Source organism: Flavobacterium sp. DG2-3 (assembly GCF_030730925.1).
GTDB lineage: Bacteria > Bacteroidota > Bacteroidia > Flavobacteriales > Flavobacteriaceae > Flavobacterium.
In genome coordinates this window covers 88,935-106,158 of the sequence record NZ_JAVAMB010000012.1, presented here as the reverse complement: position 1 = coordinate 106,158, position 17,224 = coordinate 88,935, and the positions used below count along the sequence as shown (strand labels likewise).

Below are 17,224 nucleotides of genomic sequence, written 5' to 3'. Positions count from 1 at the left end.
CATTAAAATTTAAAATTATAAGAAACTCCAGGAACAATTCCGAAAATCGAAAGCCTTCTGGTTTCATTTGCTCCCGTATCTTCATTGGTTGTAAAACTCATAGAAGCCGCATTTTTTCTGTTGTACACATTGTATAAACTAAATACCCAATAGCTTTGCCATCCTTTCTTTTTGTCTGGTTTTGGCGTATATGTCGCCGCAAGATCTAAGTGGTGGAAAAGAGGCAGTCTGTTTTCGTTTCTTAAAGAATAATTCGGAACGTGAATACCGCCCATTTCATAATAACCATTTGCATACGTTACTGGCTGACCCGACTGTAAAGTGAAATTTCCATTAAAAGACCATTTCGGATTCAGTTCATAACTTCCCACAATGCTCAAATTATGCATTTTGTCATAACCCGACAAATACCAGTCGCCGTTTGCAATTCCTGGTTCTTCAGGAGTTCTTCCCGGTGTTTTTTGTTCTGCGCGAGATAAGGTGTAAGAAACCCATCCGGTGAAAACGCCTCTATTTTTTCTGAACAGTAATTCCATTCCGTAAGATCTGGCTTTTCCAGTTAAAATAACCTGCTCAATGTTGTTGTTAGCCAAAACATCAGCACCGTCAATATAGTCAATACGATTTTGAACATTTTTGTAGAATAATTCGGTTTCTAAAGAGTAATCGCCGTCTTTGAAATTTCTGAAATAACCCATCGCATACTGATCCAAAAGCTGAGGTTTTGTAAAAGGGCCGCTTGGAGTCCAGATGCTCATTGGTAACGGAGACTGCGTGTTGGATAAAATATGAATGTACTGCGCCATTCTGTTGTAACTTGCTTTTACAGAAGTTTCGTCGTTAAAAGCATAAGACAAGGCTGCACGCGGCTCAAAATTGTCGAATTTGCTGATGGTTTTTCCTTTTCCGTAGGAGATGCTTCCTGTTGGTGTTCCTTCTTCGTAAATATTATATAATGGATTATAAACTACAGCTTGACCATTTTCGTAAGTGCTGATTGCTTCATCTCCTAAACGGTAAAACATGCTGTAGCGAAGTCCGTAACGGAAATTCAGTTTTTCTGTAATCTGATTTTCAAAATCGACAAAAGCAGAAGCTTCTAAAGCGTATTTTTTATCCAGCTGCATATAATTAAACTGAGAATCTGAAGAAGTCGGCTTTACAACTCCAGGATTGAAATTATAATACAAGCCATCTATACCATAATTGATTTTAAATTTCTCCGACTGCTGAAAGTTCCAGTTGTATTTCAAACCATAACTCTGAATATTGCTGTCCCATTGAAAACTTTCAATCGGAATTTCTAGATTAAATCTGTAATCACTATAGAAAGTAGATAAATTACTGTTTAAGCGATCAGAAAATTTATGTTTCCAGTTTAAAATTCCCATTGTGCTTCCGTACGTACTTGCAAAACGGTCGTTAATGTCGAATAAATCGTTTCCGAAATAACCAGAAAAAGACAGCGTATTCTTCGCATTAAAACGATAATTTAATTTCGCATTCAAATCGTAAAACATGGCAGAGTTATTATTGTCAGCCAATTTCATAAATAAATGTGCATAAGAAGCACGCCCAGAAAGAATAAAAGAACCTTTTTCTTTTTCCAGCGGACCTTGAACCAAAAGTCGGCTTGAGATAATCCCGATTCCTCCATTTACTTTATATTCTTCAAAATCTCCAGTTTGCTGCGTAACATCAAGAACAGAAGAAACGCGTCCTCCAAATCTTGACGGAATTCCACCTTTGTATAAATCTAAACCGCTAACTACATCAGCGTTGAAAATAGAAAAGAAACCAAACATGTGCGAGTCTGCATAAACAGGAGCGCCATCCAAAAGAATCAAATTCTGATCTGCAGCACCACCGCGGACATTAAAACCCGAAGAAGCTTCTCCCGCATTGGTAACACCTGGCAAAGTCAAAATCGATTTTAGAGGATCGGCTTCGCCCATTGCAACCGGAATTTTCTTGATTTCCTGCATCGAAAGCCTGTTCACACTCATTTGTGTGGTTTTGATGTCGACCGCTTTATTGGCTACCACAATAACTTCTCCCAATTGCTGGCTATCAGAATCGATGTTGAAATTAACTCTGTTATCATCAGAGACAGAAACACGTTTTTCTTCATTTTTAAACCCCACATAACTCACCTGAACGGTATAGTTTCCGTTTGGAACTTCAATACTGTATTTTCCGTTTGCATCTGTTACAACGCCCGTTTCCAGTTCTTTAACGTAAATATTAGCACCAATTACAGGCTGTCTTTCATCATCATAAACGGTTCCGCTTAGCTTGCTTTTTTTTTTGGCAGGCTTTTGCGTTTGAGCTTTCTGCTTCACAAAAATATTGTTGCCCACTATAGAAAATTGTACAGACGAAATCTGGTTTAATTCGGTAATAAGCTTGCTGATTTCGATACTTTTAAAAGTTTTATTTTGTGTAAAATACTTTTTATTGGTATCGATCTGATCTGTAAAAGCAAATTTAAAGTCGGTTTGGCTTTCAATCTGTTTGAAGAATTCTTTTAAAGTTACATTTTGATCTACAGTTACCGTAACGCCTTGAGCAGACATACCTAAGCTGAATAAAAAAAAGCATGCTGAAATTATATGCTTCATGAAATTTTGTATTTTTGAATATTATTAAATGGAATAACCTCGTGTTATCCTGAATATTAGGAGGATGTGGAGTTTCGCGGCTTACATCCTTTTTGTTTTTATTGAAAATTAATCTGCTTTAAATCTTCATTTATTTCAAAGTTTAGGTTATACATTTCTGATATTAGTTGGACAATTGTTTTTAAATCTTCTTTTTTATTGATTCGAATGGTAATTTTCTGATTTAGATTTTCTTTCGGAATAGTGACTTTATAGCCGTAATTTTCTTCAATATACTGACTGATAACAGAGAGTTTTTCGTCATCAAAATCTACAAATCGGCTGAATTCTGTTACCGAAGCAATTTCGTTTCCGTAAGTGAATTTATCGCCAGGTTTCAAGATCCATTTCTGGTCTTTGCCTTTTACGCTCATTTCTACGCTTCCTTCAAAAAGCTCAACAGTTATTTCTTCATTTTCAGATTCTTTAACAGTAAAAGAAGTTCCTAAAACTGTTGTGGTAGTTTCGTCGCAGAAAACCTGAAACGGATGCTGTTTGTCTTTTTTAACTTTAAAATACGCTTGACCGTCAATTTCGATTTTTCTATTTGAAGCAAAATTCTGTCCGAACTTAATTTTTGAATTTGGACTCAGTTCCACTTTTGAGCCGTCTGGCAATACAATATTTTTTATTGTTGAAGTTGTATTTTCGATTACAGTTTCAGCTAGAACTACATTTTCGGCAGAAGATTCTCCGTTAAAATAAATTCCAGTTCCAATTAAAACAAAAAGTAAAACAGCGGCAGCAGAACAATAGTGCCATGGTCTTAAGGAGCGTTTCTTTTGAGTAAAAGTTTTGGCGCGAAATTCTTCCCACGAAGTTTCTTTTTCTTCATTTGAATGAGAATGGGAGGTTTCGTTCCAAAGCTTTTCGAATTCCTTGTCAAATTTTTCGTTATCCATTTTTTAGATTTTTAAATAAGTTGACAATGAAAGCCTTGTTTGGTAAAAACGCCGTAAACCATTTCGTGAATTTCTCTGTTGGTTTCGATTTTGAGAATATTATCGCGTCCCTGCTTATCAAAATTTATGATGCAGTCGGAAATAACGAACTGTAAAAGAGCAATGAGTAGAGTTGCATCTTTTTTGGTTCTAACATTAGTTTTATACGCTTCGATATGCATTTTTTAGTTCTTTGTTTTTTAGTATAACAAACGAGAACTAAAAAGTTCCTAATGGTTTTCGATTTTTTTTCGAATAAATTTACTGGCAAGATAAATATGATTGGCAATGGTCTTCTCAGAAAGATCCGTTATTTCTGCAATCTCCTTATAGCTAAGGTTTTCCAGTTTGTGTAAAGTGAATATTTTTTGCTGCTGTTCTGGCAGCTGATTGATGAAGTTCTGTAATTTTTCTTGTCTTTCTTCAAAAATTCCTGATTCTGATTCTTCTTGAGGAACATCAATTTGAACAGGATCCAACGGAATTACTTTGTTTTCTCTATTAACATGATTAATGATAATATTCTTGCAGATCACAAATATTTGTTTGTCGAACAAAACTTCTTCGTTTAAGAGTTCTCTTTTATTATAAAGTCTAATGAAAGTTTCCTGAACGAAGTCTTCGGGAGTAAAGACAGAAGAATTAAATCGTTTGGCAATATTGATAAGTTTGTCGTAGTAGCTGAAGTATACTTCTTTGAAAGCTGCTTCATTACCTTTTTTTAAACTTAAAATAAATTTTTTATTGTCCATAACGAAAATATCGTGACTAGCTTCCTAGTCTAAACTCATTGGTGTCAATATTATTGTATTCGGAAATTGAGTAATCTCAAAATGTAATTAGTTACAAAGAACCGTAATTTAATTTAAGATTGGACGCTTTTATTGGAGAAATGTTACAGTTGATTTCAAATAAAAACCCTTAAACATTTGTCTAAGGGTTTGTTTTTATTGTTCGTTTGAAATTTTAACTTTTATAAGCAGCGGTAAGTTTATCTAGAAACTGAAAAAGTTTTTCATTCATTTCGCTAAAATCGTGCGAAAGAATTTCTTCTGGATTTTGAACGAATTGGTGTTTTTTGCTTTTCGCTAATAAATCAGTTTCGCTCTCAATTAAAAGAGAAACAACCTCAGCGGTTAATTCCATGTGGCACTGAAAACCGTATACAAGATTAGAATACGAAACAATCTGGATAGGGCAGCCTTCGCTAAAAGCCAGCACTTTACTTTCTTTTGTTAAACCCGGCATATCGTTGTGCCAGTGCCCGACATTTAGAACAGAACCAAAATGATTTATTTTTTCATCTTTAATTCCGTCTTCGGTTAAAGTGATTGGGAAAACTCCAATTTCTTTTTCTGGACTATGGCCGACTTTTGCGCCTAAAGCTTCGCCAATTAATTGCGAACCCAAGCAAACTCCAACAACAGCTTTTCCAGCAGCAATACATTTCTGAATTAAGGATATTTCATCTTCAGCATTAAAATGCGGACATTCTTCTAGAGTCGTATTGGGACTTTGAGGTCCGCCCATTACAATTAACAGATCTATAAAATCAGCAGAATCTGGTAGTGCATCATTTTCATAAACTTTAGAAAAAGAAATTTTGTGCTTTCTGCTTTCTGCCCAATTTAGATACGCTCCCGGAGCTTCGTATGTTTCGTGTTGTATAAAGTGTATGTTCATCTTCTATGGAATTTAAAGCAAATTTATTTTGAAAAAGAACAATACCAATAGTCCACTTTTTCTTTTACTAAAATAGTCCAGCTTTAAGAATTCAGCAAGAGCATCATCTGGATATCTACTCTGTCATAGGTTGAAGAAATTCCAGTTATTTCTTTAAATCCTAATTTCTCATACAATTTAATGGCAGGCTGCAGTTTGGTGTTGCTTTCCAGATAAAGTCGAGTTGCACCTTTTTCTTTAGCCCATTTTATAGCTGTTTCTGCCAATAATAATCCAACGCCTTTTCCTTGTGCTTTCGGACTTACCGCCATTTTTGCCAATTCATAATCGTAATCTTTTCCGTCACTTTTAATTAAAGCGCAAACGCCTAAAACTTCATCATTTAAAATAGCAGAAAAAATTTCCCCGCCTTTATTTATAATATATTCTTCGGCGTGGTCAAGCGCTTTTACATCATTTGGTTCCACTACAAAATACTTCGAAATCCATTCTATATTTAAATCCTTAAAACTTTTTTTATATTCTGGTTTATAGGTAACTATTTCTATTTGTTCTTTATTTTTCATACTAAAATTAAATACTGTTTTTTATTATACTGCCTAATTTTTCCAAATCAGATTCGACGCGCTCATTCCATTCCAAAGCGTATGTAAGTCTCATACAATTGTTGTACTGATTGTATTGCGAAAAGATTCTTCCGGGCGCAAAATTGATTTTTTGGGCAAGAGCCGTATTGTACAATTCGGTTGTCGAAATTCTTTCGTCCAACTCCAGCCATAACATAAAACCTCCTTTTGGCTGTGCAATTTTGGTATTGTCTGGAAAATAAGATTCTACCGCACGATTGATTTGCAAATAATTAGTGTAAAGTTTATTTCTAAATGTTCTCAGATGGTGATCGTAACGCCCGTGTTCTAAAAAATCTGTAATCACATCAGAATATAAAGGAGAATTACAAACCGTCTGAATTAGTTTTTGCCTTATAATTTGATCTTTAAATTTCCCGGGCGCAATCCATCCCACGCGATACCCGGGCGCAAGAGTTTTCGAGACAGAACCAATCCATAAAACTAAACCAGCTTCATCGTAAAATTTGCAAGGTTTAGGCCGTTCAGATCCAAAATAAAGATTGCCATACAGATCATCTTCAATTAAAGGAACATTGTATTCGGTTATCAGCCTCACCAATTCTTTTTTATTTTCGTCAGGCATTTGAAACCCCATCGGATTATTAAAATTGGTGATGAAACAGCAGGCTTTTATTTCGGGAAGCACTTTTTTGAAAGCATCTAAATCTAAACCATATAAAGGATGCGTCGGAATTTCGACTGCCTTTAAACCCAAAGCTTTAATCGCCTGCAATATCCCAAAATAGGCTGGACTTTCAACCGCTACGCTATCTCCTGGAGAAGTAACTGCCATAAGCGCATTATAAATGGCATGCATGGCACCAGAAGTAATGACCAGATCATCTTCGGTAATTTTTCCTTCCATGACCAGCGCCCATTTAGCAATGGCACGACGAAGTTCCTCAGAACCTTGAACGGGTTCGTATGGAGTTCCAGCATCGTTTCTGTTGCGAACAGCATTGATAATTCCCTTATTAAGTTTGGCAATAGGCAGAAAATTTTTTCCAGGTAATCCAAGCGCAAACTGAGTAATGTCTGGCTTATTGAGCGTACCAAAAACTTTGTCAATAAGATCTTCGGGAGTATTTTCTGTTTCGTGATTGTCTATATTGGCAATCGTTGGAAGTGCTGTTGTGCGCTGCGAACTTTTACTAACATAATATCCTGTTTTTGGACGGGATTCAATTAAGGAACGGCTTTCCAGTTCAAGATAAGCTTGTTTAACGGTATTGAGACTAACATTATACAATTTTTGAGCACTTCGAACAGAAGGCAGTTTGTCGCCAAGCATCAGGGTTTCATTGTGAATCTGATCTTCTATAATTTTGGCTATTTTTAGATATAATGTTTCGTTATTCTTCATTTTGCTAATTTGCTGTATCTAAAAACTTAGACATTGAAAAATTTGTTCGGCACTTTGTTTTAACTGTTCAGGATTGTTAAAGTTATCACTCTTTTTTTTCTTTAGAAAATTTGAGATACAATCCTGAAACGCAATCTTATTTTCTGCGGTTAAACTGCCATCATCATAGATCTGATAATCGATTAAATTGTTTTGATCTACAATCAAGCTCGCGAAAGCTATAATTTTTCCTGCCTTTTCTGCAAGCAAAAACGGAATTCCAAAAGATGTTTCATTTTCATCATTAAGAGGTGTATTTTGACAGAAGATGTTTTGCAAAATCTCCATGTCAAAGATGTAAACTTCTCTAAATGTTATGCTATCTTTTTTTGATACCTGCGATTCCATACTCTTTTTTAGCAAAATTAAAGCTATTCAAGACTTGGGTACAGATACAGAAAATAGTTTTTTTAAGGGTACAGATTGGAATTAGAAAAAAAGAGATTAAATAGAACGAAGCGCGTTCATAGCACGTTCTGTATCTTTTTCGTCAATAAAAACATGATCGTGATAATAAGCGGCCACAACATTACAGCTAATGTTTGCGTCGCCTAATACTTTTGAAAATGCAGCGGTCATTCCAACGGCTTCTAGTGAAGAATGAACTTTAAAAGTAATCCAAGCCGCAACATAAGAATAATCAAGATTGACTTCGTCTGCATCTTCTTTTTTTAGAATCACGGTAATTCCTTCACTTTCTTTAAATAGGAACAAAATTTTGGAGAAAGGAATTTTGTCAATATTGGTTACAGAGCAATAAACATATTGCCCTTCATTTAAAACAGGATTTAGATTTTTTAAGAGGATATCGAGATTTTTTTCTCCAGACATTTTAATTGTTTTTTAAGAAAATAAATTTAAGAAGACCAATAAAACAAAATGGAATTATTCTTCAGATTCCAAATTATCGGTAGCTGCAGAAATCTGATCTAATATATTAGTCTGATTTGGCGAAATGTAGTTTTTGTTTTCGCTAATCTGTTCTTTCTTAAAAAGAAGATCTAGCGCATTGTATAGTTTTAATAAAACATCTCGGTCTGCTTTTTCGATTTCTAAAGCAGAATTAAAATTAAAAACATAATTATTCGAATTGCGTACTTCGACTTTTATCGTTTTTGATGTGATCTTAAATTTAACTATATCCATGTTGTAAAATTATCTCTTCTGCAAAATAACTATTTTAATAGAAGTTTTGGAATGTTCTGTTAAAGATTTTTTCTAAAATATTCTTCAATTAGAATTTATAAAGTCCTAAAGGTGAAAAATAAGAAACCAGAATTTTTTTATCGGAATTTTTTTAGATAATTTATTTTTTTATGAGAAATCAGTATAAAAATATATTCTCTAGACTATTTTATCCCCAAAAACGGATTTTATTTTTCCTTCCTAAAGTCACTATTAATCAAATTTGCATCCCAGATTACGAATTGATTTGATGTGAATCGATCTGGAGTAATTTTTTCAAAACTAACTATTTAATTAACCAAATTACCAATCAAATGACAAATTTTATTAGGATTAAAAAAAGTCCTAATGGCGTGTCTAAATTTAATTTGAAGAAGAAAATGATAATGCTCTGCGCGTTGTTTTCTTTATCTCAAATTGATGGCTACGCGATTAGTTCCACGACAGCACTGTCTCAAAATGCGAAACTCCAAAAAAGCATTAAAGGGCAGGTAAATGATGAAAACGGCATGCCGATGCCGGGTGTTTCAGTTTTAGAAAAAGGAAGTAAAAATGCAACAACAACAGATTTTGACGGAAAATTTACTTTAAACTTAGGCAACGATAATTCTGTATTAGTCGTGTCTTATTTAGGCTACGTAACTAGCGAAGTTGCTGTAAAGGGCCAAACTTCAATTACAATTAAAATGCAGAAAACGACCACTTCACTAGAAGAAGTTGTGGTTGTAGGTTATGGTAAAATGAAGAAAAAGGATTTAACGGGTGCAGTTGTTCAGGTAACGCCTGACAGGCTGGTAAACCAGAATCCGCAGACGGTTCAGGATATCTTGAGAGGTACTCCTGGGGTGCGAGTAGGGTACGATCCTTCTGCAAAAGGAGGTGGTAACATACAGATTCGCGGACAGACTTCTGTGTACACGGGGAATTCAGATAAGAATCAGAAAACGGGAGGCCCACATAATTCGCCGCTTATTATTTTAGACGGAATGCAGTTTTACGGTGAGCTTTCAGAAATCAATCCTGATGATATCGCACAGCTTGATATTTTAAAAGATGCATCGGCAGCATCAGTATACGGATCGAGAGCGGCGGCAGGAGTTATTTTGATTTCGACCAAAAAAGGTAAAACGGGCAAACCGATGATTAGTTTTACGACCAACACGACCATTAGCAATAAGAGCGCTTATCGCGGTGTGTATTCTCCTGAGGGATATTTAAAATATCGTGAAGATTGGGAAACTGCTCAAACTTATGGTGTGAATACAGCAACAGGACAATACGAAGCATTTATATCAGGAACAGTTGCTCCTAATAAGCCAGGGTATTTTTCAAACCCGAATGATTTAGGCAAATGGGGAATTACAGAAGCACAATGGTTAGCATATCAGCCCGCTGCGCAAACGGTAGGAAAAAGTTCTAAAGAAGTTTGGGGAGCACGTTTAGGTTTAAACTTTGACCCTTCGTTAATGGCTAATTTCTTGGCAGATAAAACGCACGATTGGAGTGACAGTTCTTTTAGAACTGGAATTAATCATGATAATAACTTGAGTATTTCGGGTGCAAGCGACAAGGTTAATTATTACATGTCCTTTGGCTACTTAACTTCTGAAGGGGCTATTGTGGGTAATGATTATAAAGCAGCACGTTCTAATATGAAAGTGGATGCGAAAATTACCGACTGGCTGGATTTTGGAGCAAACGTTAATTTTCAAGACCGTTCAGATGGAGATGTAACGCCTTCTTTAGGTACCAATGCGGGAGATAATAATATGATGAGAACCAGTCCGTTTGGAACTTTCATTGATGCAAATGGCAAATATGAAAGACAGCCGATGGGGAAAAATGTTTCTGGGCAGAATTACAACTATTACTATGAGCGCCAGTTTATTGAAAAAGAGACAGGATATACAACATTGAATACTATTTTCAATACAAAAATTACTTTGCCTTTGGGTATTACGTATACGTTTAACATTGCGCCTCGCTACCAGTTTTTTAACGATCGTTATTTTAGATCGACACAGAATCCGAACTGGCCTGCTGCGACCACTGGAGTAACTAGAAAAAATTCGAAAAGATTTGATTATAACTTGAATAATACCATAACATGGGATTATACCATTGCTGAAAAACACCACTTTATTGCCACTTTTGTTCAAGAAGCTGAAGAACGACAATATTGGTCAGATGAAATGGATGCCTTTAATATTCAGCCTTCAGATGCTTTAGGATTTCATTTGGTGAATACGGCAACAATGGCCAATAGCGCACTGAGATCAAATGATACGCATGAAACTGCAGACGCCTTGATGGCAAGACTATTCTATTCGTTTGATAATCGATATATGCTGACAGCGACTGTTCGTCGTGACGGATATTCGGCATTTGGAGCTTCAAATCCGTATGCAACTTTCCCTTCATTTGGTGTAGCGTGGAGCTTTAAAAACGAAAGCTGGTTCAATTGGGAGGCCATGTCTACAGGTAAATTGCGTTTGTCTTGGGGTAAAAACGGAAACAGATCGCTTGAAGATCCGTACGTTTCTTTGGCAAACTTAGTAAATACGGGAACTATGGGATATTTAGATCCTTCTGGAAAAGCGCTTGAAATAAAGTATTTGTCGCTTGACCGAATGGCAAATCCAAATCTAGTATGGGAAAAAACTACCTCAACCAATATTGGTCTTGATTTAGGTTTCTTGCGCGATCGCATTACAGCTACTTTAGATCTTTATAGAGCCTCTACTAATGATATGATTATGAGTCAGTCTCTGCCTGGTTTTACTGGTTTTTCAGCCATTGCCACCAATCTAGGAGAGATTCAAAATCAGGGTGTTGAGTTGAGCATCAATACGCTTAATTTTAAAAAGCCAAATTTTGAATGGCGCACTTCATTGGGAATTTCTTATAACGAAAATAAAATCATTTCGCTATATGGAAATATGGTTGATATTAAAGATCCTAGCGGAAATGTTATTGGAAAAAAAGAAGGAGATGATTCTGCTAACGGATGGTTTATAGGAAGACCAATTACTCAAATTTGGGATTATAAAATAACTGGAATCTGGCAAAAAGATGAATGGAAAGAGGCTCAAAAATACGGGCAACGTCCTGGAGATCCAAAAGTAGCCAATAGCTATACAGCAGACGATGTAGATGCAGTGGACTCAGACGGGAATTCATATAAAAAAGCGGTTTACAATGAAAAGGATAAACAGTTTTTAGGAAATAGCAATTCACCTGTACAGTGGTCGATGCGTAATGATTTTAAAATATTTAGAAATTGGGATTTAGGAATTAGCATGTATTCTAATATGGGAGGAAAATCACTTAATTCCAACTACATGAATACGTTTAACGATGCCAGTTTATACAAATTCAACTTTAATCCTTATGTAAATCCATATTGGACATTGGACAACCCAACCAATAAATGGGCGCGTCTGGATGCAAAAGGTCCTGCTGGAACTCCAGTTGCACCAGGAAGATTGTACGACCGCAGCTTTGTTCGTTTAGACAACATTTCATTGGCTTATACCCTTCCTAAAGATCTTTTAGACCGATTGAATATTAAAACCATAAAAATTTATGCTTCGGTTCAGAATGTAACCACGTGGGCTGCTTCTAAAGAATGGAAATATTACGGAGATCCAGAAACAGGCGGATTGGCTACACGACAGTTTAATTTAGGTTTTAATTTCCAACTTTAAAAAATATTCAAAAATGAAAAGATATATAAAAAATAAAATTTTAAGACTGGCACCTGTCGTAGCATTTGCTGCGCTGGCTAGTTCTTGCTCAAAAGATTTTCTCGAAGCAGACCCGCTTTCGTTTTACGAACCAGAAACAACCTTTTCTACAGAAGCTGGATTACAGGCTACTTTGGCATTGTGCGATAAACAGCTGCGTAATAATTATATCCACTTTGGTTATTCTGGTGTAAGTGTGCCAATTGGTACAGAATATTTATTTTCTGATATGGCACAATATGGAAAAACAGATACCGGCAGTAATATTGCTGATTATGCGGCTAATATCGTTCCGACTGGAGATTTTAGAAGAGATGCAGGTGGTGAAGCGCTTTATCTTGGTTTTATGTGGACAGAAGCTTATACAGGAATTAAGAATGCCAATACGGTATTAACTTATATTGGTAATGTGACAAGTTTATCTCCAGAGGTTAAAAATAAATATATCGGTCAGGCTTATTTTCATAGATCGTACCGTTACCTGAATCTGGTGTATCAATTCGGAAACATACCATTGATTACCAAAATTTTGGAAGTTCCGAAGCAGAGTTATTATTCTACTAAAAAAGAAGCCATTATCGAAATGATTACGGCAGATATGGAAAAAGCTGTGGAGTGGGTGCCAGAACAATCTAAAATTGGATATGTGGGTATGATTAGTAAAGGCGCGTGTCGTCAGCTTTTGATAAAATGTTATTTGGCATCTGGCAGATTTGCTGATGCAGAAGCTCAAGCCAATATTCTAATTAACCAATCAGGCTATTCTTTAGTGCAAGGTAATTTAGGGATTTTTGATCCAGGAGGAAATCCGACGGCATGGCCAATAACTAGAAATGTAATCTGGGATTTGCACCGACCAGAGAATAAAGTAATTGCTAATAATACAGAAGCAATTTTGGTCGCACCAAATGGAGGAGCACAATCCTTTTTAGCTTTTTCTTCAATGAGAATTTTTGGACCAAACTGGAACGATGCCAATTTAATTACGCCTGACGGAAAAACAGCAGCACCGCGTTTTCCATTAACGGATAAAACCAATTATAATGCAAAATATGATTATCAAAGAGCCTTAGGACGCGGAATTGGAACAATCAGCGGTTCTTATTATTCACAACATCCTATGTGGAAAGTAAATGGTATTGAGGATAAGGTAGATCTTAGACACAATAGCACTGTTGGGAACTGGGTAAATATGGAAGATCTTAAATATGCTCCCGGAGCGGGCGGAAGCGCAACATGGGCAGGGCAAAATTTTAGGATGAAGGATGCAACTGGAAAATTATTAGCGCAAGATTCTATTCGCGATTGGTATGATTTTCCGCATTATAAAATCTATTATCACGATGTTGTAGCAGAAGGTAATCCAGCGGCAAATGATTTTCAGGGAGCTACTGCGGGAGCTAGTGCACATATGTACATCTATCGTTTGGCAGAGACTTATCTATTGCGTGCAGAAGCACGTTTTTATCAAGGAAACGTTTCTGGAGCTGCTCAAGATGTGAATGTAGTAAGAGCTAGAGCAAAAGCATCACAAATGTATACAACGGTAACAATTGGCGATATTTGTGCAGAAAGAGGAAGAGAGCTTTATATGGAAGAATGGAGAAACGTAGAATTAAAACGCATCTCGCACTGTTTGGCTTTAAGTGGAAAAGCAGATGAATGGGGAAATACGTATAGCAAAGACAATTGGGACAAGCAATCTGGGAAAGATGCCACTGGAGGAAGTTATTGGTGGCAGCGTATTGTGCATTATACGCTTTACAACAAATATCCAGCGGGTATTTCTTTAAAACCGGGTGTGAAGTTTTACACTATGGATAAGCGTAATAATTACTGGCCAATTCCGTTCAGGCTTGCTATAGAACCAAATATTAAAGGACAATTAAGTCAGAACTTTGGTTATGATGGTTACGATGCAGGTGTCAAAATCTGGGACAAATGGCAAGATGCTGTTGAAGACGAAAGCAAAATTTAAAATCAGAATAAATTTAAAGCAAAAACGAGTTAATTAATATTAACTCGTTTTTTATATTTTATAATAAATCTATTCCAGATTATCAGCATCAGAAATCTGATCTAAAATATTGGTTTGATTTGGCGAAATGTAATTTTTGTTTTCAATATTCTGCTCTTTCTTAAAAAGAAGATCGAGTGCATGATATAGTTTTAATAAAACATCTTTGTCTTCTTTTTTTATATCTAAAGCAGTATTAAAATTGAAAACATAATTGTTCGAATTGCGCACTTCGACTTTTATCGTTTTAGATGTGATCTTAAATTTGACTATATCCATGTTGTTAATGAATTGCTTGTTGCAACTTGCTTTTTAAAGTTGAATTCCTTTTTGGAAGCTCTTTACAAGAGTTCTAAGATAACAATTTTAAAGATTCCTCTTTTGGAATTTTCATTCGATGAGGTATAATTTAAACAAAAAACCCTTAAACATTTCTGTTTAAGGGTTTTACTTTTCTAGTAGCGAGGACGGGAGTTGAACCCGTGACCTCAGGGTTATGAATCCTGCGCTCTAACCAACTGAGCTACCTCGCCTGGACTGCTATCATGAATTCCTGATTGCGGGTGCAAAGATATAAATAATATTAAAGCATACAAGCATAAAATGAAGAAAAAAAAATATTTTTAAAAATGCTTTGTTTTTGGACATATATTCTTATATTTCGAAAAAAATTAAAGTAGCACATGGATTCAAAAATACGTTACGAAATCGAGTTTCCGATCAATTCTTCGCCGCAATTATTGTATCAATATATATCAACGCCGTCAGGTTTACAAGAATGGTTTGCTGACAATGTTAATTCAAGAGGGGAGTTTTTTACATTCATCTGGAATGACTCACAAGAAAAAGCACGTCTAGCTTCAAAAAAATCTGGCGAAAAAGTAAAATTTAAATGGGTTGACGAAAGCAGTAAAGATACTGAGTACTTTTTTGAACTTCATATTTTAGTAGACGAACTGACGAAAGACGTTTCGCTTATGGTGGTTGATTTTGCTGATAAGGAAGAAATAGGCGAGGCTAAACAATTGTGGGAGAATCAAATATCAGACCTAAAACATCTTATCGGATCTGTTTAGAAAAGTCTTTAAATATACCGTATATTTGCCCTGAACAAAATTCAGGGTTTTTTTATGATTAATTTTAACGGAAACATAGCGCAGGAAGAAATTATTTTAACTCAAAATCGCGCTTTTTTATATGGAGATGGTATTTTTGAGACAGTAAAAATTAGTAACGGAAAAATCTTGTTTCTTGAGGATCATTATTTTAGACTAATGGCATCTATGCGAGTAGTGCGAATGATGATTCCGATGAACTTTACAATGGAATATTTTGAAGAGCAGATTCTTAATTTGGTGAAAGAACAAGGAATTGAATCTTCGGCAAGAGCAAGAATTACCGTTTTTAGAAATGATGGCGGTTTATATCTTCCACAAACTAATGATATTTCATTTTTAATTAAAGCAACTCCGCTTGAAAACACTTCTTACAGCATAAATCTAAGCGAATACGAAGTGGATTTGTATAAAGACTTCTACGTTACAAAACAATTATTATCGTCTCTTAAAACGACTAATAAGATGATTCATATTACAGGAAGTATTTATGCGCACGAAAATGATCTAGCCAACTGTATTTTGCTAAACGACAGTAAGAATGTTGTAGAAGCGCTTCAGGGAAATATTTTTATGGTAATGGGCAAAAAGCTTATTACACCTCCAGTTTCAGAAGGTGCTTTAAACGGAATTATGCGTAAGCAAATTTTAGCGATGGCTAAAAAAGTTGAGGGCATAGAAGTAGTAGAAGAAATAATATCGCCTTTTGATCTTCAAAAAGCAGACGAATTATTTCTGACTAATGTAATCATGGGAATACAGCCGATAACTAAATATCGAAAAAAGGAGTTTACAACAAATTTGGCGCATTTATTAGTGCAGAAACTAAATGAATCCATTTCTGAAAATTAATTCAGATATGGATTTTCGGGTGCATTAGACCAAATAAGATAATCACCACCAAGCTCAATAATCTGCTCTTTCCAAAAATGGGTAGTAGATTTTCCGATAATTTTATTTTTATAATTATTATCGGCAATAATCCAAGAGTTTCCTTGCATCTCATTCTCAAGCTGATTTTCTTCCCAACCAGTGTATCCTAAGAAAAAACGAATGTTATTTTTACTAATAGATCCGTTGTTTATTAGGTCCTTGGTGGACTCAAAATCGCCTCCCCAATAAATTCCATTTGAAATCTCCACACTATTTGGGATTAACTCAGGAATATTGTGAATAAAATAAAGGTTGTCTTGTTCTACAGGGCCTCCGTTATATATCTTAAAGTTAGCATCAATCTCAGGTATTAAGTCATTAATAGTATATTTTAATGGCTTATTGATAATAAAACCTATTGATCCTTCTTTGTTATGGTCTGCTAATAAAATTACCGATCTGTTAAATGATAAATCTCCAATTATTGAAGGCTCGGCAATAAGCAGGTGTCCTTTTTTTAATTTTTCTGAAATCATACGGTTACAATTTTTATTAAATTTAATCATAAAAAAATTAAAATCACAAAAAAAATCGATAAACCGTATAAAAAAACCTTCCATGAGGAAGGTTTTAATTATATTATAAGTTTAGAGAACTTTCTTACTTAGTTCACTGCACCTTCTAATTCAGCTCCAGCTTTGAATTTTACAACGTTTTTAGCTGCGATTTTGATTGTTTTTCCTGTTTGAGGGTTTCTACCGTCTCTAGCAGCTCTAGAAGAAACTGACCATGATCCAAAACCTACTAATGAAACTCTTCCACCTTTTTTCAAAGTAGTTCCTACATTACCTAAAAAAGACTCTAAAGCTAATTTTGCCGCAGCTTTTGTAATTCCTGCATCAGCAGCGATAGCATCGATTAATTCTGATTTGTTCATAATAATTAGTTATTAATTGTTGGTTAAAAAAAATTG

General features: G+C 35.3%; 17 protein-coding genes and 1 tRNA gene. 4 read left to right on the top strand and 14 right to left on the bottom strand.

The annotated features are described in order from the left end of the window. Positions 1-2: 2 nt before the first annotated feature. From Q9Q97_RS16630 to Q9Q97_RS16585, 10 genes are all read right to left on the bottom strand, one after another. On the bottom strand, positions 3-2,621 hold the full coding sequence (locus Q9Q97_RS16630) for a TonB-dependent receptor (protein ID WP_306159126.1): 2,619 nt from the start codon (positions 2,619-2,621) through the stop codon (positions 3-5). Positions 2,622-2,719: 98 nt separating this feature from the next. Further along, a complete protein-coding gene (locus Q9Q97_RS16625; RefSeq protein WP_306159124.1) occupies positions 2,720-3,562 on the bottom strand; it encodes a FecR family protein in 843 nt (280 codons plus the stop codon). Positions 3,563-3,573: 11 nt separating this feature from the next. Next, entirely contained in the window at positions 3,574-3,783 is a 210-nt protein-coding gene (locus Q9Q97_RS16620) for a hypothetical protein (protein WP_306159122.1), read from the bottom strand. A gap of 48 nt (positions 3,784-3,831) precedes the next feature. After that, positions 3,832-4,353: an RNA polymerase sigma factor gene (locus Q9Q97_RS16615; RefSeq protein ID WP_306159120.1), complete on the bottom strand. Its 522-nt coding sequence runs from the start codon at positions 4,351-4,353 to the stop codon at positions 3,832-3,834. Positions 4,354-4,567: 214 nt separating this feature from the next. After that, on the bottom strand, positions 4,568-5,284 hold the full coding sequence (locus Q9Q97_RS16610) for a type 1 glutamine amidotransferase (protein WP_306159118.1): 717 nt from the start codon (positions 5,282-5,284) through the stop codon (positions 4,568-4,570). 83 nt (positions 5,285-5,367) lie between these two features. Next, the gene (locus tag Q9Q97_RS16605) at positions 5,368-5,850 is read right to left on the bottom strand and encodes a GNAT family N-acetyltransferase (RefSeq protein ID WP_306159116.1); all 483 of its coding nucleotides are present in this window, start codon (positions 5,848-5,850) and stop codon (positions 5,368-5,370) included. Positions 5,851-5,857: 7 nt separating this feature from the next. Continuing rightward, positions 5,858-7,276 carry a PLP-dependent aminotransferase family protein gene (locus Q9Q97_RS16600; protein ID WP_306159114.1) on the bottom strand — a complete coding sequence of 473 codons (1,419 nt, stop codon included), beginning with the start codon at positions 7,274-7,276 and terminating at the stop codon, positions 5,858-5,860. 18 nt (positions 7,277-7,294) lie between these two features. After that, positions 7,295-7,663: a hypothetical protein gene (locus tag Q9Q97_RS16595; protein ID WP_306159113.1), complete on the bottom strand. Its 369-nt coding sequence runs from the start codon at positions 7,661-7,663 to the stop codon at positions 7,295-7,297. Positions 7,664-7,759: 96 nt separating this feature from the next. Next, positions 7,760-8,146 carry an ACT domain-containing protein gene (locus tag Q9Q97_RS16590; protein WP_306159111.1) on the bottom strand — a complete coding sequence of 129 codons (387 nt, stop codon included), beginning with the start codon at positions 8,144-8,146 and terminating at the stop codon, positions 7,760-7,762. Between the two features lie 54 nt (positions 8,147-8,200). Next, on the bottom strand, positions 8,201-8,461 hold the full coding sequence (locus tag Q9Q97_RS16585) for a hypothetical protein (RefSeq protein WP_306159109.1): 261 nt from the start codon (positions 8,459-8,461) through the stop codon (positions 8,201-8,203). Positions 8,462-8,814: 353 nt separating this feature from the next. Here Q9Q97_RS16585 and Q9Q97_RS16580 point away from each other — a divergent pair, with 353 nt between their 5' ends. After that, the gene (locus Q9Q97_RS16580) at positions 8,815-12,207 is read left to right on the top strand and encodes a SusC/RagA family TonB-linked outer membrane protein (RefSeq protein ID WP_306159107.1); all 3,393 of its coding nucleotides are present in this window, start codon (positions 8,815-8,817) and stop codon (positions 12,205-12,207) included. Between the two features lie 13 nt (positions 12,208-12,220). Then, on the top strand, positions 12,221-14,224 hold the full coding sequence (locus Q9Q97_RS16575) for a RagB/SusD family nutrient uptake outer membrane protein (RefSeq protein ID WP_306159105.1): 2,004 nt from the start codon (positions 12,221-12,223) through the stop codon (positions 14,222-14,224). Positions 14,225-14,293: 69 nt separating this feature from the next. Here the strand turns inward: Q9Q97_RS16575 and Q9Q97_RS16570 are convergent, their stop codons facing one another. After that, positions 14,294-14,542, bottom strand: coding sequence for a hypothetical protein (locus Q9Q97_RS16570; protein WP_306159103.1), 249 nt, complete (start codon positions 14,540-14,542; stop codon positions 14,294-14,296). Positions 14,543-14,722: 180 nt separating this feature from the next. Further along, a tRNA-Met gene (locus tag Q9Q97_RS16565) sits at positions 14,723-14,796 on the bottom strand. Positions 14,797-14,946: 150 nt separating this feature from the next. On the opposite strand from Q9Q97_RS16565, the gene Q9Q97_RS16560 reads away from it, so the two are divergent. Then, positions 14,947-15,339 (top strand): START-like domain-containing protein, encoded by a 393-nt coding sequence (locus tag Q9Q97_RS16560; RefSeq protein WP_125722604.1) that lies wholly within the window; start codon positions 14,947-14,949, stop codon positions 15,337-15,339. A gap of 54 nt (positions 15,340-15,393) precedes the next feature. After that, complete coding sequence (locus tag Q9Q97_RS16555; RefSeq protein WP_306159101.1) at positions 15,394-16,230, top strand: aminotransferase class IV; 837 nt, start codon at positions 15,394-15,396, stop codon at positions 16,228-16,230. Here Q9Q97_RS16555 and Q9Q97_RS16550 read toward each other — a convergent pair. Together Q9Q97_RS16550 and Q9Q97_RS16545 are read right to left on the bottom strand one after the other, a co-directional pair. Continuing rightward, positions 16,227-16,787 carry a YqgE/AlgH family protein gene (locus Q9Q97_RS16550; RefSeq protein ID WP_008464759.1) on the bottom strand — a complete coding sequence of 187 codons (561 nt, stop codon included), beginning with the start codon at positions 16,785-16,787 and terminating at the stop codon, positions 16,227-16,229. The genes Q9Q97_RS16555 and Q9Q97_RS16550 overlap by 4 nt on opposite strands. Before the next feature lie 128 nt (positions 16,788-16,915). Beyond that, entirely contained in the window at positions 16,916-17,188 is a 273-nt protein-coding gene (locus Q9Q97_RS16545; protein ID WP_008464760.1) for an HU family DNA-binding protein, read from the bottom strand. Positions 17,189-17,224 lie beyond the last annotated feature (36 nt).